This window comes from Halomonas sp. AOP25-F1-15, assembly GCF_052378675.1.
Taxonomy (GTDB): Bacteria; Pseudomonadota; Gammaproteobacteria; order Pseudomonadales; family Halomonadaceae; genus Vreelandella; species Vreelandella casei.
In genome coordinates this window covers 18,991-37,502 of record NZ_JBQSXV010000006.1, presented here as the reverse complement: position 1 = coordinate 37,502, position 18,512 = coordinate 18,991, and the positions used below count along the sequence as shown (strand labels likewise).

Here is an 18,512-nt window from a genome sequence, read left to right as displayed (position 1 = left end):
AACATCGGCGATACGGAACGAGACAGACTTCACGACGGAGTGGTCAATGAGCGAGCAGGCTTACGATTCATCAAGCATCAAGGTGCTCAAAGGGCTGGACGCAGTACGCAAGCGCCCAGGTATGTATATCGGTGACACCGACGATGGAACCGGTCTGCACCATATGGTCTTCGAGTTGGTGGATAACTCCATCGATGAAGCTTTGGCGGGCCACTGCAGCGAAATTCGCGTTGTCATTCACCCTGATGAGTCGGTCACCGTTAGTGATAACGGCCGCGGTGTTCCTACCGAACTTCATGAGGGTGAGGGGGTTTCCGCCGCTGAAGTTATCATGACGGTACTACACGCGGGCGGTAAATTTGATGACAACTCCTACAAGGTGTCTGGCGGCCTACACGGCGTAGGGGTTTCTGTTGTTAACGCGCTTTCTGCCGAGCTGCGCCTCACCATCTGGCGTCAGGGCGAAGTGTTTGAGCAGCTGTATCGTCACGGTGTTCCTCAGGCGCCTCTTGGCGTGGTCGGGAAAACTGAAAAAAGTGGCACGCGTGTTCATTTCCGCCCCTCGCCAGAAACGTTTGGCAATATCGAGTTCCATTTCGATATATTAGCCAAGCGCCTGCGTGAACTCTCCTTTTTGAATTCCGGCGTTGCCATCCGTTTATTGGATGAGCGCAGCGGTAAAGAGGAGCTGTTCCATTACGAAGGTGGCTTAAAAGCCTTTGTTGATCACCTGAACACCAATAAGAATGTGATTAACCCGGTGTTCCACTTTAATGCTATCCGTGATGATGGCGTTGAAGTTGAGGTGGCCATGCAGTGGAGCGAAGCCTTCACTGAAAATATTTTCTGTTACACCAATAATATTCCTCAGCGGGATGGCGGCGCACATTTGGCGGGCTTTCGTGCCGGCCTTACGCGTACGTTAAATAACTACATCGACGCCGAAAATCTGCTTAAAAAAGCCAAAGTGAACACTACCGGTGATGATGCCCGTGAGGGATTAACGGCGATTATCTCAGTAAAAGTGCCGGACCCTAAGTTTTCATCTCAGACAAAAGACAAGTTGGTTTCCAGCGAAGTTAAAACAGCGGTTGAGCAAGAAATGAGCCACCTGTTTTCTGAATACCTTGTTGAAAAACCCAACGAAGCTAAAGCAATTGTTAATAAGATGTTAGACGCAGCGCGTGCGCGAGAAGCAGCGCGCAAAGCACGAGACATGACGCGGCGCAAAGGCGCGCTAGATATCGCCGGCTTGCCCGGTAAGCTTGCAGACTGCCAAGAGAAAGATCCGAGCCAATCTGAGCTTTACCTGGTGGAGGGTGACTCTGCAGGTGGCAGTGCGAAGCAGGGGCGCGATCGTCGTACTCAGGCTATTTTGCCGCTTAAGGGTAAAATCCTAAACGTCGAGAAAGCACGTTTCGATAAGATGCTCTCGTCTGCTGAAGTGGGCACCTTAATCACTGCGCTTGGCTGTGGTATCGGCCGTGAAGAATTTAATCCCGATAAGCTGCGTTACCACTCCGTTATTATCATGACGGACGCGGACGTTGACGGTTCGCATATTCGTACCCTGCTGCTGACATTCTTTTTCCGCCAAATGCCGGAATTAATAGAGCGTGGTCACATCTTTATCGCTCAGCCGCCGCTTTATAAAATTAAGCGCGGCAAGCAAGAGCTGTATCTTAAAGATGAGCAGGCGATGGTTGATTACTTAACCACGACGGCGTTGGATGGTGCTGGCCTGCATGTTAATGCCAATGCCCCGGGCATTAGCGGCTCCCAGCTTGAAACGCTGGTCAACCAGTACCGCACAGTGATGAAGCGAATTGATCGCTTATCGCGCGTTTATCCGAATGAAGTGCTTAAACAGATTATCCATACGTCGGCATTGAAAGGGGAGGCGAGTCTTAAAGATCGTGTCACCATGCAGAACTGGATTGATGAGCTGCAGAAGACAATGGACGATATGGTGGCCTATGAAGGCGGGCCGCGGTATCACTTCCATCTTCAGGAAGACACTGAGCGTGCGCTGTACTTACCTACAGTCTCGCTAGTCGCCCACGGGGTGACTACCGACTATGTTTGGGGGCTCGATTTCTTCGAAAGCGCCGACTATCGTGGGATTGCTGAGCTTGGCGCAGTGTTGGATGGCTTCCTTGAAGAAGGGTCTTATATCGCTCGAGGAGAGCGTCAGAAGCCCGTAGCTCATTTTTCCGAAGTCCTTACATGGCTTATGCAAGAAGGGCAGCGTGGCCTGTCCGTGCAGCGCTATAAAGGTCTAGGTGAAATGAACCCCGATCAGCTTTGGGACACTACTATGGATCCTGACAGCCGTCGTATGCTGCGTGTCACCATTGAAGACGCTGTGGGGGCCGATATGATGTTTAATACGCTGATGGGTGATGATGTTGAGCCGCGTCGTGAATTCATCGAGACAAATGCCCTGGTTGCCAATCTCGACGTATAAAAAACGCATCACCATGTTTCACGTGAAACAATGAAAATAAAATGCCGCTGGGTGAATAGCCCGCGGCATTTTTTCGTTTTAACCGTTGGCGTGTAATGCTGGTATCAAAGGAGGTTTAAATTAATAAACGCTTTAACCTAGTCGTCCAGCGAGAAGCTTATCTGCAAAGTCTGTCAAGTTAGTGCAGATTAATGCGTCATTGAGACCTAGGCCTTTTTGAGCGGTCTGGGTGCCTTTGCCCGTTTTGACGAGCACGAGCCTACAGCCACAAGCGTTACCTGCCTGAAGGTCGCGAAGGCTATCACCTACCATCCAGCTTCCTGACAGGCTCGATAATCCTAATACGCGCTGGATGTCATGAAGCAGTCCAGGCAGCGGCTTGCGGCAAGTACATTTATCGTCGGGACCATGTGGGCAATAGGCAATGTGCGCAATACGGCCTCCTGCGGTCTCTACCAATGTTTTTAAACGGGCGTGGATCTTGGCAAGTACAGTTTCATCATAATACCCCCGCGCAATTCCTGACTGGTTAGTGGCTATGGCTACAATATAGCCTGACTGCGACAAACGAGCGATGGCATCAATTGAATCAGGATAAGGTATCCATTCATCTAGGGACTTTATGTAAGCATCTGAGTCCTGATTGATGACGCCGTCACGGTCAAGAATAACCAGCTGTTGAGGGTATATCGGCATCGAAATCTCGTCGTTATAGGCGCTGATTGAGTGCTGCAAGAGACTGAAGGGTAACGCTTAACTTTCGTCCGTCGCTACCGAAGAATTTAAAGGGTATGCGCCGTAAGTGAAGCAGCTTAGGAAGTGTTTCGCAAAAGCGCTCGCGTACGTCCTGCTTCGCATTCTTCAAACCTTCCACTAGTGCCGGTGTTAAACGCTCATACTGCACTGGTGATTTATAAAGCTTGCCGTATAGCGAAAAAATAAAGCAGTACCAGTCGCATACCATGCAATCCACCGGTGCATGAACCTGCCCAGGGTCGGTCTCAAAGTCAATAAAAACAGCTCTATCATCAGTGATAAGAATATTGCGTGCGAAGGCTTCACTCAGGTAGCAGTCTCGGCGATGAACGCTATTAAGTGCTTCAATGCTGAGTGCTAAAATCATATCAATTTGAGCAGCATCATTCGTGCTTTTGATTTTCTCTAGCAATGTGACCGCGGGCTGCTCAGGCGTACCCGCATCAGCCAGCAACAGCGCCTGAGGAGTTTTCGCTAGAATAGTTGGCACCGCAACACCCGCCTTTCGTAGGGTTTCGATACGCTTAGCTTCAATGAGAATACTTTCTTCACCGCCTATATTGGGAACCGGTTTAAGCGCATCTAGTTTGAGCCACGCGGCCAGTAATTTAAGCGGCGCATAAACCCAACGCGAGTTGCGCTTTGCCGCACGTTTCAGCCACAGCTTCTGTCCGTTGAGGGTATGCGGCGCCATAGTCGCCTGCTGACGAGGGAGAGAGTCGAGTAAAAAAAGATCGTACATAGGTAGGCTCCTCGCGGCTAACTATCAAACAAGTCGTCATATATACTCAGCCACGTAAAACGACTTGTTTTAAAAGCATGTTTTATTTCACATAATATCGATTATTTTACTCTTATATGCCTTTGGAAACAAAAAAGCGCCTTGGCGATGTTATTAGGTCTAGGCCTTGGTTAAATCCGTATGCCGCTAGCCGAAGGCAAACCAGGATAGCATTGGATAGCTATATAGATAAGGATAGACTCAGATGTAGATAACCACCTCATGTTCTCAATGCAGGTCTTTTGACGTTACAAGGTGTTTGGCACTATCGAATGTTTCACGTGAAACAAAAAACCGATGGCGCTAAGCCATCGGTTAAGGGGGAGGGCGGTGAAAAGCTTATTGAGGCAGTAGCGAGATATCGGCCACTTCTAAAAACAGGCCTTGTAGGCTGGCAAGTAGCGCTAATCGATTGCGCTGAATAGCCGGATCGTCTGCCATGACCATTACCTGGTCAAAGAAGGCATCCACGGGCTCGCGCAGCGTGGCCAGTATATCGAGCGCTTTCTGATAGTCACCCAATGCAAACAGCGGTGCCACCTGTGCTTGGTTAGCCGTTACCACCTCGAACAGTTTTTTCTCAGCGTCTTCAGCCAGTAACGCTGAGTCCACCTGAGTGATGTCGGCATTGGTCTGCTTCGCCAAAATGTTAGAAACTCGCTTATTGGCGGATGCCAGCGCTGAGGCTTCATCGCGCTGAGCAAAGGCTTTAACAGCGCGAAGGCGGCGAGCGAAATCAAGCGGGTTCGTCACCGGGCGTGCGCGCACAGCTAGATACATTTCAGCACTAATGCCTTCATCCTGCCCCCAGGCGCGGAAACGGTCCAACATATAAGTCAGCACATCCTCCACAAGCCCGTCTGCCTTAGGCAGGCTCTTATGCTGTTCTGCGGCAACGTTAAGAAGCTCGCGCAAATCAAGATTAAGCTCGCCCTTAACCAGAATGTTAAGCACGCCGATAGAGGCGCGGCGCAAAGCAAAGGGATCTTTTGCGCCAGTGGGGCGTTGACCAATCCCAAAAATACCGACCAGAGTGTCCAGGCGGTCTGCCAAAGCTAATGCCTTACCGGTTGCGCTTTGGGGGATGGCATCGGTGGCAAAACGCGGTAAGTACTGCTCTTCAAGTGCTTGAGAAACGTCGGCAGGCTCACCGTCTTGCTCAGCATAATAGCGTCCCATAATTCCCTGAAGTTCGGGGAATTCGAGTACCATTTCGGTGACTAAGTCGCACTTGGCCAGCGCCACGGCGCGCTGAGCATGAGCAACGTCCGCATTGATCTTTTCTGCAATAAAGGTCGCCACAACTGTACTGCGACGCGCTTTGTCCGCCAGGGTGCCTAACTGCTTTTGGAATACAACGCTTTCCAGCAGCGGAGTCCTGGCGGCAAGTGTACGCTTGCGATCGACTTCGTAGAAAAAAGCAGCGTCGGCTAAACGCGGGCGAATCACTTTTTCGTTACCGGCGATAACTTGATCCGGGTCCGTGCTGTCGATATTAGCAATGGTGATAAATAGCGGCTTCAGCTTGCCGGCGTCATCTAAAAGATGGAAATACTTTTGGTTGGCTTTCATGGAAGAAATCAGGCATTCCGCCGGCACCTCAAGAAAGCGCTCATCAAAGCTTCCGGTAAGGGCTACCGGCCACTCAACTAAACCGCTTACTTCTATGAGAAGCTCTTCGTCGATAACGGCATTAGCTTCTTGTACTTCGGCTTCCGCCAACACCTGCTCGCGGATGCGCTCACGGCGCTGCACGCGGTCTACCAGCACGTATGCATTTTCCAAGCTGGCGACGTAGTCATCGGCATGCGCCAGCTGAATGGCATCCGGCGCATGAAAACGGTGGCCGAAGGTCGTGCGGCTGGCCTGCAAGCCAAGCACTTCGGCGGCCACAACGTCGTTGCCGTAAAGCGCTAAAAGCCAGTGCACGGGCCGTGAAAATTCAATGCGTGAGGCACCCCAGCGCATATATTTAGGGACCGGAAGTGCACTGATAGTTTTGCGCAGAATCTCAGGTAGCAATGCCTGAATCGACTCGCCTTGCTGCTGCTCACGAAATGCCAACCAGGTGCCTTTATCAGTATCTAAATGAATTAGATCGTCAACCGTGACGCCGCAGGAGCGGGCAAAACCTTCGGCAGCTTTCGTAGCAACGCCATCTTTAAAGGCTGCTGCCAGGGCTGGGCCACGCCGTTCAACATCGCGATCGGGCTGCTTGTCCGCAAGCTCGAATACTTGCACTGCCAGCCGCCGCGGTGTCGCAAAAGCGGCAACGCTGGCAAAGGGAACGTCGGCTTCCTTCAGGCCTTTTTCAATACCGGCGGCAAAGGCGTCCGACAGTGCGTCTAATGCTTTCGGCGGCAGCTCTTCAGCACCCAGTTCTAATAAGAGCGTATTAACAGCCATTTAATCGTCTCCCTGGTCGGCGAGTAGTTCGCGGCGAAGTATTTCTGGCGCCATGGGGAAACCTTCTGCCTTACGCGACTCAAAGTAAGCGGTGGCAATATCACGGGCCATGGTCCGGACGCGCAAAATAAAGCGCTGACGTTCGGTGACTGAAATAGCGTGACGCGCATCCAATAGGTTAAACGTGTGCGATGCTTTCAGCACCTGCTCGTAGGCAGGTAAGGGCAAGCTTGCTGCGAGAAGCTTGCTGCACTCTTTTTCCTGGTGGTCGAAGGAGGCAAATAGCTGATCGACATCGGCATGTTCAAAGTTATAGGCGGATTGTTCGCGCTCATTTTGCAAGTAAACGTCGCCATAGGTGACCTTGCTACCATCTGGAGCCGTGGCCCAAACAAGGTCGTAAACGCTGTCGACGTTTTGCAGGTACATGGCGATACGCTCAAGCCCATAGGTGAGCTCGCCGGTAACCGGGTAGCACTCAATGCCACCTGCCTGCTGAAAGTAGGTAAACTGGGTAACTTCCATGCCGTTTAGCCAGATTTCCCAGCCAAGGCCCCAAGCGCCCAGTGTAGGAGACTCCCAGTTGTCTTCTACAAAGCGCACATCGTGAACCAGCGGGTCTAGGCCTAGCCGCTTGAGCGAGCCCAGATAAAGGTCTTGGAAGTTACTCGGCGATGGTTTCATCACCACTTGGAACTGATAATAGTGCTGCAGGCGGTTAGGGTTTTCGCCATAGCGACCATCGGTGGGGCGTCGGGAAGGCTGCACGTAGGCAGCATTCCACGTTTCTGGCCCAATGGCGCGCAGAAACGTCGCTGGGTGAAAAGTGCCTGCGCCGACTTCCATATCGAGCGGCTGGAGAATGACGCAACCCTGTTCTGCCCAGTACTGCTGCAGAGCAAGGATCAAGCCTTGAAAGGTCGACACATCAGGTGTCGATTGGTTTGTCGAGACACTCATCGCGGAAAGCACCGTTGGCCATGAATTCATAAGGCGTCAAGTATACAATCCTAGGCAGATGGGTTATAGGCACGTATGCCAACAAGCCGCTTTAGATAAGGAGAACAGCATGATTGTGATCACTGGCGGTGCCGGTTTTATCGGGGCCAACTTGGTTAAAGCGTTGAATACGCGCGGCAGAAACGACGTGATGGTTGTCGACGATTTGCGCGACGGTACCAAATTCGTCAATTTAGCCGACTGTACGCTGGCCGACTATCTGGATAAAGACGATTTTCTCGTTAGGATAAAAGCGGCGCTGAGGGGCGAGAGCGTTGACTTACCTAAGATTGAAGCCATTTTCCATGAAGGCGCCTGTTCGGATACAACCGAATGGGACGGCCATTACATGATGGAAAATAACTTCGAGTACTCCAAGGTATTACTGAATTATTGCGAACAGCAGGGTATCCCTTTGCTATACGCATCATCTGCCGCGACCTATGGTGGCAGTGACGTATTTAAAGAAAGTCCCGAGTGTGAAAAGCCGCTCAACGTTTATGGCTATTCAAAGCTGCTGTTTGATCAGCATGTGCGTTCGCGCTGGAGCGAGCTGACGACCCAGGTGGTAGGCTTTCGCTATTTCAATGTTTACGGGCCCCGTGAGCAGCATAAGGGCAAAATGGCCAGCGTGGCGTATCACAATCATCTGCAAGTACGTAACGATGAAACGCTGAAGCTGTTTGGCGCCTATGGAGGCTATGAGGCGGGCATGCAGAGCCGCGACTTCGTTTATGTCGGTGACGTCGTCGATGTAAACCTATGGTTTTTGGATAATCCCGATAAGTCAGGCATTTTCAATCTGGGTACCGGACGAGCGGAGCCTTTTAAAGCGATAGGCGAAGCGGTAATCGATTTTTACAGCAAAGGTGAGATCGACTACATCGCCTTTCCTGACGAGCTTAAAGGACGCTATCAGAGCTATACGCGTGCCGATATTGATGCGCTGCGTGGCAGCGGCTGTGATGTTGAATTTAAAACCGTTGCTCAAGGGGTTAAGGCCTACTTGGGGTGGTTGAATGGCTAATCCAGCGCCGCGTCTGCTGATTATTGGCCCTTCATGGGTGGGCGATATGGTCATGGCACAAAGCCTGTTTATGACCTTAAAAGCCCGCCAGCCCGGTGCGACGATTGCCGTCGTTGCGCCGGCGTGGTCGCAGCCTATTTTAGAGCGCATGCCCGAAGTGGATGAGGTCTTGCCACTGACGGTGGGCCACGGAGAGTTTGGCTTGGCTAGCCGTCGGAAGCTTGCCAAACAGCTGCGTGGGCGCTTTGATCGCGCCATTGTGCTGCCCCGGTCTTGGAAGGCCGCGCTTATTCCCTTTATGGCGCGGATACCCGAGCGTGTTGGCTTTACCGGTGAGCATCGTTACGGGCTGCTTAAAGAGTGCCGTAAGCTCAATAAGCAGGTGCTTGACCAAACGGTAAAGCGCTTTGTATCGCTTGGGCTACCGCTGGCTGAAACGGAGAGAGGCAACTTTTTATTACCCAAGCCTTGTTTGCAGATTGACAGCGATAACCTGGTGAACCTGTACCTAGCTCACTCGCTTTCATCACGCCCGGCCGTTGGTTTGATGCCGGGCGCGGAGTATGGCCCTGCCAAACAGTGGCCCGTCAGTTATTTTCATGCATTAGCAAAACGGCTGGTGCAAGACGGTTTCGAGGTGCGCGTGCTGGGTGGGCAAAAAGATCACGCGGCAGGGGAGGCGATAGTGCAAGGGCTTGCCCATGCCCATAATCTGTGCGGTAAAACTCAGCTGGCCGATGCGGTTGATCTACTCGCCGATTGCCGACAGGTGGTCACCAACGATTCAGGTTTGATGCACGTGGCGGCGGCGGTAGGGGTTCGCGTTCATGCGCTCTATGGCTCTTCATCGCCCGTCTACACGCCGCCCATGACGGATAACGCCGCCATCCATTATCTTGCACTATCCTGCTCGCCCTGCTTTGAGCGCACTTGTCCATTAGGGCATACCAATTGCCTTAATCAGCTGAGCGTTGATCAGGTGTATAAAGCAATACACGCTGACCCGCAGCGCGACGGCATGATGGCTAATGAATGATCTCAATTTCGTCGGCAATGTCTGCGGGCGTTTCCAGCGTTTGCTCTAAAGGAGGAGGGGCTTCCTGAGGTTCGCGGCGCTGAGGCGATATACCTTCCCACAAGCGATGCTGGAGCGCTGTCTCCTCTCTTAGGCGCTGATTCACCACCTCAATGCCATGGATCTCCACCAGTGTCTGCTTATCACTGAGTAACGACGTTCCGAGGCCGGCACGCTGCTCTGCTAAATTAAACCCAAGCGCATCCAGCAGCGTAGGAAAGATATCCAGCGTCGTCGCATCGCGGCGAATGCGCTGGGGCTCAATACCATCTCCGATCATAATCAGCGTATTATCACGGTCCATCGCCGTCAGCTGATCCCAGACCGACACGCGCATCGTAAGATGATCACTGAGCACCATGACGAGGGTATTATCGAGAAGCCCCTCTGCCTCTAAGCGCTCAATAAAATGACGCGCTAGCCACGCCGAGCACTGCACGGAATACAGGATATCCTGCCCATCGAACTCGCCCTGCTGTTCCACACAGGCTTGCGAGGGGTAGCCGTGCGGCGCATGGCCTGCAAGGTTGAGGCTCACAACGCCCCAGGGGCCGTTACCTTCGCTATCTAGTCGGCGTATTTCGTCGGCGGTAATATCGTAAAGCGAGTCGTCATACAGCCCCCAGCTGTTGACATACTCAGGGTCATCTAGCAGCGGTTCTAGATCTTCACGGCCTTTCACATTATTGAATTGATGGCCACGATAGAACAGCCCCTTACCTGCAAACTGAGTACTGGCACCGCCTAAATAGCTCAGTTGATAGCCCTGCGCGGCAAGTACGTCACCAAGACAATCGACGCCAGGTGCAACTTTTGAAAGCGGCTCAAATTGAGAGTCGTGGATAAGGCCAGCTGGCATTAGAGGGACGCCACACTGGCTGGCGATCATTCCGGCCATCGTCCAGCCGGTGTTATCCATCTGACGTATACCTTCAAAGACTGCGCCTCGTTCTCCGAGCGCGTCGAGATCTGCGTAGACATCGCCGAAAAGCTCATTAGAGTAAGTTCGTTCGAGGCTCTCTAAATACATGATGAGTAAATTAGGCGGATCTTGTAGCTCTTCGGTAGGCGGTGCCTTATAGCGCCGGTCCAGCCAAGCCCCATCATCAGTGACAATGGATGCGCTGCGCTGGCCTAAGCCAAACAGCAGCGGGTTGCTAGCCAGTAGTACAATAGCGAAAAAACGCTCGGCTAAGCGCCAGCGTTGGTCGTGGCGCGATAGCCAGGTGACCGCTGCCAGCACGCCGATCATGACCAGCGTATAAAGCACAGCGGTAAACATTTTACCCGCACCACCATGCTCGGCGATGCCAGCCTGGAGATGGAAAAACACTGCCCCTAAGTCGACAATGCCAAAACTATCTGCTAAGTAAACGTAGATACCCCAAAGGCTTAGCGGCAACAGTGACCACGGCCAGATTTTGCGATAGCGTGCATTAGAGGGTTGGCCCCAGCGCAGTTTTAGCCCCAGGCCAATCCATACGGCAGCGACAATAAACAGTGTCCACCACGGCAGGCGTGTCAGTACAGTGACTGCATAGCCAAGACATAAGCCAATAATAACTAACGCTATTTTTTGAATAGCACGAGGATGCATAGATAACCTATTTTGTCAGACGAATTCCGTAAATAATCTAGTGTCGCCTGCTTTTAAAAGGGTGATTCTCAGGGACAGCTCTGAGATTATTGGCGGTTTCTTACCGACTGTTTCATATATTTCCAAAATACGCCGTTGGCGTTCGAAACAGAAATGACTAATCCTCTCCAACCGTCGCGCCAACCGTGCTGCAGGACATAAGTACGTAAAAAAGCAAAGATGGCTTTTAGAAAAACGATAGCTGCAGGATAGTGTTTAAGCTTTCCGGACTCGGCGCGAAGGCTCGAGTAGCGGTTTATTTTTTCAAGAAACTGAGACAAATCTGTCACGGCAGTATGCTCAATGATGCCTGACAATCGCTGCAGACGGCTGGTCTCGCTCAATAGAATAGATTCGTGAACCATCGCATCATTAAAATTATGGCAGCGTCGGTTGAATAGACGCACGAGCCAGTCATTACCCCACCCTGAATAGCGAACAGGCCTGCCCATCATCCAATTCTCGCGTCGTATCTGTCCAAGATCGTTAGAGGCAGCGCTGGGGCACCATGAGGCGATGGCCTCAATAAGCTCCATGGAGGGAGCCTCGTCGGCATCTAGCGACAAGATCCAGTCATGTTTCGCTAAAGAGACCGCAAAACGCTTTGTCGGGCCAAAGCCAAGAAAGTCACCTTCATGCAGTGAAACGTTCGAATAGCCAGAGGCAATATGCGTTGTGTCGTCGCTTGAGCCGTTGTCATAAACCACAACGTCATCGAAACATTGCACGGCGTCCAGAGTACGCTGCAGCGTCGAGGCAGCATTTCGAGTGATGATAACTACGCTAACGCCAGCGGGCATGAGGATGTCTGTCCTGTCAGAGAATGAGAAAGCAATGCTATTATATCGGCTTTTAAAGCCACAATATCTCCCAGGAGGCGCTTTTGCACATTATTCATGTCAATCTGGCCAAAGGCTTTCGTGGAGGAGAGCGTCAAACAGTCCTTTTAATTCAAGCACTCGCTAAGCTAAGTGAGATAAAGCGCCAAACACTCGTGTGTCAATTATCGTCACCGCTACGTGCTGAACTAGCCGAGACCCCGGGCGTGGTCTTTGTTAATGCAGGTCATCAATTGGCTGGCCATAGGCAGGCAGGCAGCGCTGATATTGTCCATGCGCATGAAGCCAAAGCAGTGCATTGGGCCTGGCTGCATAATAAGCTTTATCAAACGCCTTATATTATTACTCGCCGTGTCGATACGCCGATTAAGCGTAAATGGAGCAATACTGTTTTTTATCGAAATGCAGGCTACTGCGTGGCGATTTCTAGCGTTATTGCCGAGCAGCTAAAAAGCTTTACCACATCTCCTATATACACAATTCCAAGCGCTCATTCTGGCGCTGTAAACGACCCGAAAGTAGCCATTGAGTTTAGGCAGCAATATCCAAACAAAATTATTGTTGGGCATGCTGGTGCGCTTGTGGATCGTCATAAGGGGCAACGTGTGTTAATGGATGTAGCCAAAAGTTTAGAACATGATTACCCCGAGTATGTTTTTGTTTTTTTTGGTAAAGGCGAAGACGAAGCAGCGCTTAAAAAAGAAAGCGAAGGTATTCGCAATATTGTCTGGGCGGGCTTTAAAGATAATGTTAATGATTATTTGTCTGGATTTGATGTTTTTGTATTCCCCTCAAGAAATGAAGGGTTAGGGTCGGTGCTTTTAGATGTAATGAATGCTCGTGTCCCTATTATAGCGAGCGATGTCGGCGGCATTCCTGATCTTATAAAAACTAATGAAACAGGTTTTCTGGTTTCTGTTGACTGTGCTAGTGAAATAAAAGATCGGCTCTTAATGCTCAGAGACAACGCTATGTTAAGGCATCATGTTATAGATACTGCATTTTCATCACTGCATCTTTACAGTAGCGATGCGATGGCTGAGAAATATAGTCAGCGATATAAAGAGTTAGTCCAAAAATGACAATGCTATTAAATGAACGCCATATTGTGATTTTTTTACATAACAGGCCTTTTTTTGGTGCCCATTTAGTGCACGTGCCATTTTTAGTGATGCTAAGGGAAAAGTACCCTGGGGCTAAATTGGTTGGCGTAACAAAAAACAACGGTGCTAGTTTTCTTGTCGATAGTGGATTTTTAGATAGTTTAGAAGTTATTAACAAGAGAGATCAATTTTATTTACTTAAAAAATATAATTTTGATATCGGGTTCAATTTGAGACCTTCGAGTATTGGTGTTGCTCTACAAATGCTGTTGTTGAAGATACCTCATCGCGTTGGGTTTAAGAAAACGGGGGCTTTTTACACGCATACGCTACCGTTAGATGTATCTATCTATAGAGCAGATTTATTTTTACAATTAATGAATGAAACATGCGCATCTTCTGTTCCTTATTTGAAACAGTTTATTAGCCACGATGAACGTTTTTTAGACAGTGTTTTGCTCGTTCCGGGGGCAGGTAAAGAGGAAAAGAAGTGGCCAATAGAAAAATACATGCAGTTGGCTGATCAGTTTGTCGAAAACGGTGAGAAAAACGTGTTTTTCATTACGGGCCCGCAAGAAACTGAAGAAACAAGCATACTAAAAAGCAAAGGATATACGGTCTTTAATCAGCCGAGTGTCGATCTTCTGTTTAGCATGGTAGAAGGATGTAAGATTTTTGTTAGCAATGACTGTGGGCCTTCTCACATTGCCCACATTCTAGGTGTCAGGCAAATTGTGCTATTTAAAGAGTCTCTGCCCGAGTGGTTTTTGACGAGAGACAATAGCCGCTCTGTTTCTTGCTCTCTTGGCGTGCCTGATATTGTGGTTGATGACGTGATGCAGTTAGCAAAAGAGCTGTTAGAGCAAAAGGCTTAGTGTAAAAGCTATGTAATTACTGATAGCCGTCTAGTATTGATGAATAGCTATTTTCCGCGTTAAATTTAATGAGCGATCGCTTCAGGCGCGTTAAGTTGTCGTTCTGCCACTTGCCCGGCGAACGTAGCCGGCAGCGATCTAAGTCGATCAACCACGGCGTGTCGTTACTATCGATCAGAATATTGCGGGCATTTAAGTCCACGTGATCAAGCCCTGCCTGATGAAAGCGTTTAATCATCGAGCCTACTTGCTGCAATAACGCATCATCTGCCTGGCGACGGTTAAGCAGCTCGGCTAGCGCCCGTGCACCGGGGATGCGTACCGTCATCAACGCAGCCTCATAGGTTAAACCATGCCGGGTAACGCAGCTGGCGACGGGGCGCGGTACGGGGAGCCCTTGCGCAAAAAGAGTAGCGGTTAAGCGCAGCTCACGAAACGCTCGTGTACGCTCAGTTCCTGTCCAAAAGTAGCGTTTCTCACTTAGCCTGGCCGCCATACCACCGCGTCGATAAGGCCTTAATACCCATTGTTCAGTAGGCGTTGCCTGCAGAAAAAAGCTGCTACCTCGCCCCGGGGCTTCACCCACAATGAGCCCCTGCCTGCGCCAATAATCGCTCGTGAATAAGCCCGGATGAATTTGGTGTGTTCCCGGTGCGTCACATAAACTGTCTGCATCATGTAAAATCAGACTATTTTTCTGCCGGAGTGCCGCTAAGCGCATGAAGCCCTCTCTGCCTGTTCAGCCCAAACACATTGCCATTTTGCGCCTCTCTGCTTTAGGAGACGTATGCAATCTGGTGCCCACGGTGCGGGCGTTACAGCGCCAGTGGCCTGACGCACGTATTACCTGGATTATAGGTAAGGGGGAGCACAGTCTACTGGCAGGCCTTTCCGGGGTCGAGTTCGTCGTTTACGACAAATCAACCGGCCTTGCCGGCATGCGCGCGCTGTGGCGTCAGCTTGCCGATACTCGCTTTGACGTACTGCTGCATATGCAGCAGGCCATTCGCGCCAGCGTTCTGTCACTGGGGCTAAAGGCCAATGTGCGGGTGGGTTACGACAAAGCGCGTGCCAAAGATGCCCAGCACTGGTTTACCCAGTATCAGCTAGCGCCCCATTCCAATGCTCACGTGCTGGAGTCGTTTATGGACTTTGCACGCGTGCTGGGCGTAGAAGACGACCGATTGGAATGGGATTTACCCATCTCGTCGACGGCGTTAAACGAGGCGCGCGTGATTAGCGGCGAGACGCCTTATCTCGTGATTAATCCTTGCAGCAACGTTCGCCTGCGTAATTTCCGCAATTGGTCGGTAGAAGGCTACGCCAGTGTTATTGAACATGCTTGGGTACATCACGGTCTTAAAAGCGTGTTGACCGGCGGGGGTAGTGTTCAAGAGCGTGCAATAGGCGATCACATTGAAACGCTTTGTCAGCCTGACAGCGTCATTAATGCTATTGGCGGCACGTCCTTGAAAGGGGTTCTGGCGCTAATTGACCAAGCCCGCGCAGTGATCGCACCGGATACTGGGCCTATTCATATGGCCAACGCTGTGGGCACGCCGGCGCTGGGGCTATATGCATCGACCAACCCTATGCGCGCTGCGCCCTATTGCTGGCGTGACTTCGCGGTCAACGCTTATCCAGAGGCTGTGCGTACCTATCTCCACAAATCGGTGGAGGACGTTAATTGGGGCCAGCGAGTTCGTCATCCCAGCGCCATGATGCTGATTAAAGCAGATGATGTTATCGCCAAGTTAGATGCACTTTTGGCGCATACCGCTGTAACGGCTAGCGTTAAGGAGCATCCATGAAAATTGATTTAACTGCCCTAGAGCATGCCCGTGTGCTGGTCGTGGGGGATGTGATGTTAGACCGCTATTGGCACGGTGGTACTTCGCGTATTTCGCCAGAGGCGCCGGTGCCGGTGGTGCGCGTCGAAGACGTTGAGGACCGCCCGGGCGGAGCCGCTAATGTGGCATTGAACATTACCTCGCTAGGAGGCCACGCCGTATTGGCTGGAGTGGTGGGCCAAGACGATAATGCTCAGCTGTTGGAAGCAAGCCTTATGGCTTCCAGTGTGAGCACTTACTTTCAACATAGCGCCGATGTGCCAACGATTACTAAGCTTCGTGTGATGAGTCGTAATCAGCAGCTGCTGCGCCTAGACTTTGAGCAGCGCTTGGATAGTGTCGATACCACCGAGCTTTTAGCTCACGTGGAAGCGGCGCTACCTCACTGCGATATTGTGATCCTTTCTGATTACGGTAAAGGCACGCTGAACCAAGTTGAAAGCCTCATCGCTAAGGCGCGTGCCAGCGGTAAGCGCGTGTTGATTGATCCCAAGGGACAAGATTTCAGCAAGTACCGCGGGGCGAGTTTAATGACCCCCAATCTAGCTGAGTTTGAAGCGGTTGTTGGCCCCTGCGCCACCGATGCTGAGTTATCAAGCCGCGGTGAAGCGCTGCGCGCTGAGTTAGCGTTGGAAGCGCTGCTCATTACCCGTAGTGAAAAAGGCATGACGCTGATCCGCGAAGGCCAGCCGCCGCTGCATTTACCGACGCGTGCCCAGGAAGTGTTCGATGTGACCGGTGCCGGCGATACCGTTATTGGCCTGATGGGGTTGGCATTAGCAGCGGGGCACGCTCTGCCCGAAGCAATGATGCTGGCTAATTTAGGCGCGGGGTTAGTGGTGGCCAAACCAGGCACGGCGATCCTGTCGATCGCCGAGCTGTATACTGCGTTACACGGTGACAAACTGGCCGAGTTTGGCGTGATTGAGCCCACTGTGCTGGCGGATGCGGTGCGTGCTGCTCAGCTGCGCGGTGAGCGGGTGGTGATGACCAACGGATGCTTTGATATTTTGCACGCCGGACATGTTGCCTACCTAGAGCAGGCCAAGCGGCTCGGTGACCGTTTAGTAGTGGCAGTCAATGACGATGCTTCCATTGGCCGTCTAAAGGGGCCTAAGCGGCCAATCAATCCGCTAATCCGACGTATGCAGGTGTTAGCGGGGCTCGGCGCCGTGGATTGGGTCGTGCCGTTTAGTGATGACACGCCCCAAGCGCTGATCGAATCGATACTGCCGGATATTTTGGTGAAAGGGGGTGACTACCGGCCCGAAGATATCGCCGGAGGAGCCGCCGTTATTGCCAATGGAGGCGAGGTCAAGGTGCTTGGGTTTGAAGACGGTGTCTCTACCTCTGCGATGATTAGCTCCATTCTAGATCGCGAGCGCTAATGGCCTCACCGGCTTGGCCACGGCTTGCGTACTCAGCGGCGCTCTATACGCTATCGCCGCTGATCGGCTGGCGCATCTGGCGAGAGCAAGTAAGCACTCACTCACGATGGCAGCGTCTTGGAATAAGGCTTGGGCAGCTTCCGCCCGCGCCACGTATCTGGCTGCACTGTGCCTCGGTGGGTGAAGCGCGCGCCGCCCGTCCGCTGATTGAAGGGCTCTTAAAGTCTTATCCAGGGCACAGCGTTGTGCTGACTACCATGACGGCTAGTGGCGCCGGGCAGGTCAAGGCACTGATCGATGAGCAGTCCTCCCACGATCAAGCTCGGCTGACGCATTGCTTTCTGCCGCTGGATTTTCCCGGCGCGACTAAACGCTTTGTGCGGCGTGTTCAGCCTGAGCTGGCTATTTTATTTGAAACCGAGCTGTGGCCCAACGTGATACATGCCTGTCGCCAACAAGACGTGCCGGTGGCTCTCGTTAATGGGCGTTTATCGCCACGGGCTTTCAAACGCTACCAGCGCTTACGCCCGTTAATGGCCAGCACCCTTGCCGATATTCGCTGGCTAGCCGCGAAGTCACCGGCAGACGCCGAGCGTTTTAAAGCGCTCGGTTGCCGTGCAGAAACCATCAGCCTCGTTGGCTCGTTAAAGTTCGAAATGGCCAGTCAGGAAAAGGCCCTCAGAGAGGGTGAGCGCTTACTTCATGAGTGGGGAGAGCGCGCAGTTTGGGTGGCCGGTTCCACTCGTGAAGGTGAAGAGGCGCTATTGCTTGAGGCCCATAGCCAGCTGCTACGACGCTATCCAGAGGCGCTGCTGATAGTGGTACCCCGCCATCCCCAGCGTTTTGATGACGTAGCCAACGCTTGCCTTGCCGCAGGTTGGGCGCTCAGCCGCCGCAGCCAACAGCAGCCCGTGACGGCGCAAACACAGGTTTATCTAGGTGATACGCTGGGCGAACTAGCAACGCTGTATGCGGCGGGCCGTGTGGCCTTTGTGGGGGGTAGTATGGTGCCGCTTGGAGGGCACAACGTGCTAGAACCGGCAGCGCTAGGAAGGCCTGTGCTCAGCGGCCCTTATATCGAAAATTTTGCCGATGTGGCTGAGCCGCTACAGGCGGTAGGGGCACTAACGCTGGTCGAAAATCCAGAGGCTTTGGCGAGCGCCTTAGCGCATTCTTTCGCTAATCCGCAGCTTGCCCTCCAAGTGGGGCAAGCCGGTCGTGAAGTAATTCATCGCCACACCGGAGCACTGGCCCGAACGCTTGAGGGGCTGGAAGCGTTGCTACCTCGTTAGCGCACTGACTTAACGGGC

The 18,512-nt window shown here is 52.0% G+C and carries 15 protein-coding genes; 8 read left to right on the top strand and 7 right to left on the bottom strand.

Going from position 1 to position 18,512, the window contains the following annotated elements; translation table 11 throughout:
• Positions 1–46 precede the first annotated feature (46 nt).
• Positions 47–2,467: a DNA topoisomerase (ATP-hydrolyzing) subunit B gene (gene gyrB, locus ACT3TF_RS12375; RefSeq protein ID WP_444672289.1), complete on the top strand. Its 2,421-nt coding sequence runs from the start codon at positions 47–49 to the stop codon at positions 2,465–2,467.
• Between the two features lie 132 nt (positions 2,468–2,599).
• Here the strand turns inward: gyrB and gmhB are convergent, their stop codons facing one another.
• From gmhB to glyQ, 4 genes are all read right to left on the bottom strand, one after another.
• Positions 2,600–3,163, bottom strand: a complete 564-nt coding sequence (gene gmhB / locus ACT3TF_RS12370; RefSeq protein ID WP_193063007.1) for a D-glycero-beta-D-manno-heptose 1,7-bisphosphate 7-phosphatase — start codon at positions 3,161–3,163, stop codon at positions 2,600–2,602.
• 13 nt (positions 3,164–3,176) lie between these two features.
• On the bottom strand, positions 3,177–3,965 hold the full coding sequence (locus tag ACT3TF_RS12365; protein WP_444672288.1) for a hypothetical protein: 789 nt from the start codon (positions 3,963–3,965) through the stop codon (positions 3,177–3,179).
• A 378-nt stretch (positions 3,966–4,343) separates the two neighbouring features.
• Positions 4,344–6,410 carry a glycine--tRNA ligase subunit beta gene (gene glyS / locus ACT3TF_RS12360; RefSeq protein WP_444672287.1) on the bottom strand — a complete coding sequence of 689 codons (2,067 nt, stop codon included), beginning with the start codon at positions 6,408–6,410 and terminating at the stop codon, positions 4,344–4,346.
• Positions 6,411–7,370 (bottom strand): glycine--tRNA ligase subunit alpha, encoded by a 960-nt coding sequence (gene glyQ, locus ACT3TF_RS12355; RefSeq protein WP_193063001.1) that lies wholly within the window; start codon positions 7,368–7,370, stop codon positions 6,411–6,413.
• A 109-nt stretch (positions 7,371–7,479) separates the two neighbouring features.
• Between glyQ and rfaD the strand changes: the two genes are divergently transcribed.
• Complete coding sequence (rfaD, locus tag ACT3TF_RS12350) at positions 7,480–8,436, top strand: ADP-glyceromanno-heptose 6-epimerase (protein WP_444624794.1); 957 nt, start codon at positions 7,480–7,482, stop codon at positions 8,434–8,436.
• Positions 8,429–9,472: a lipopolysaccharide heptosyltransferase II gene (gene waaF / locus ACT3TF_RS12345; protein WP_444624793.1), complete on the top strand. Its 1,044-nt coding sequence runs from the start codon at positions 8,429–8,431 to the stop codon at positions 9,470–9,472. Before rfaD ends, waaF begins: the two co-directional genes overlap by 8 nt.
• On the opposite strand, the gene ACT3TF_RS12340 is transcribed toward waaF, so the two are convergent.
• Positions 9,462–11,108, bottom strand: coding sequence for a sulfatase-like hydrolase/transferase (locus tag ACT3TF_RS12340; RefSeq protein ID WP_193062995.1), 1,647 nt, complete (start codon positions 11,106–11,108; stop codon positions 9,462–9,464). The genes waaF and ACT3TF_RS12340 overlap by 11 nt on opposite strands.
• Positions 11,109–11,194: 86 nt before the next feature.
• Positions 11,195–11,947: a glycosyltransferase family 2 protein gene (locus ACT3TF_RS12335; RefSeq protein ID WP_441684342.1), complete on the bottom strand. Its 753-nt coding sequence runs from the start codon at positions 11,945–11,947 to the stop codon at positions 11,195–11,197.
• A gap of 83 nt (positions 11,948–12,030) precedes the next feature.
• Here ACT3TF_RS12335 and ACT3TF_RS12330 point away from each other — a divergent pair, with 83 nt between their 5' ends.
• Together ACT3TF_RS12330 and ACT3TF_RS12325 are read left to right on the top strand one after the other, a co-directional pair.
• The gene (locus ACT3TF_RS12330) at positions 12,031–13,068 is read left to right on the top strand and encodes a glycosyltransferase family 4 protein (RefSeq protein ID WP_441684341.1); all 1,038 of its coding nucleotides are present in this window, start codon (positions 12,031–12,033) and stop codon (positions 13,066–13,068) included.
• The gene (locus tag ACT3TF_RS12325) at positions 13,065–13,964 is read left to right on the top strand and encodes a glycosyltransferase family 9 protein (protein WP_444672286.1); all 900 of its coding nucleotides are present in this window, start codon (positions 13,065–13,067) and stop codon (positions 13,962–13,964) included. Before ACT3TF_RS12330 ends, ACT3TF_RS12325 begins: the two co-directional genes overlap by 4 nt.
• Before the next feature lie 16 nt (positions 13,965–13,980).
• Here ACT3TF_RS12325 and ACT3TF_RS12320 read toward each other — a convergent pair whose 3' ends face one another.
• Positions 13,981–14,685 carry a 3-deoxy-D-manno-octulosonic acid kinase gene (locus tag ACT3TF_RS12320; RefSeq protein ID WP_444624790.1) on the bottom strand — a complete coding sequence of 235 codons (705 nt, stop codon included), beginning with the start codon at positions 14,683–14,685 and terminating at the stop codon, positions 13,981–13,983.
• Here ACT3TF_RS12320 and ACT3TF_RS12315 point away from each other — a divergent pair.
• Genes ACT3TF_RS12315 through waaA form a run of 3 tightly spaced genes read left to right on the top strand, consistent with a single transcriptional unit; the run spans position 14,684 to position 18,494 of the window.
• The gene (locus ACT3TF_RS12315) at positions 14,684–15,775 is read left to right on the top strand and encodes a glycosyltransferase family 9 protein (RefSeq protein WP_193062985.1); all 1,092 of its coding nucleotides are present in this window, start codon (positions 14,684–14,686) and stop codon (positions 15,773–15,775) included. The genes ACT3TF_RS12320 and ACT3TF_RS12315 overlap by 2 nt on opposite strands.
• Complete coding sequence (hldE, locus tag ACT3TF_RS12310; RefSeq protein WP_193062983.1) at positions 15,772–17,202, top strand: bifunctional D-glycero-beta-D-manno-heptose-7-phosphate kinase/D-glycero-beta-D-manno-heptose 1-phosphate adenylyltransferase HldE; 1,431 nt, start codon at positions 15,772–15,774, stop codon at positions 17,200–17,202. Before ACT3TF_RS12315 ends, hldE begins: the two co-directional genes overlap by 4 nt.
• A complete protein-coding gene (waaA, locus tag ACT3TF_RS12305; protein WP_444672285.1) occupies positions 17,202–18,494 on the top strand; it encodes a lipid IV(A) 3-deoxy-D-manno-octulosonic acid transferase in 1,293 nt (430 codons plus the stop codon). The genes hldE and waaA overlap by 1 nt, the downstream gene beginning before the upstream one ends.
• Positions 18,495–18,512: the final 18 nt, after the last annotated feature.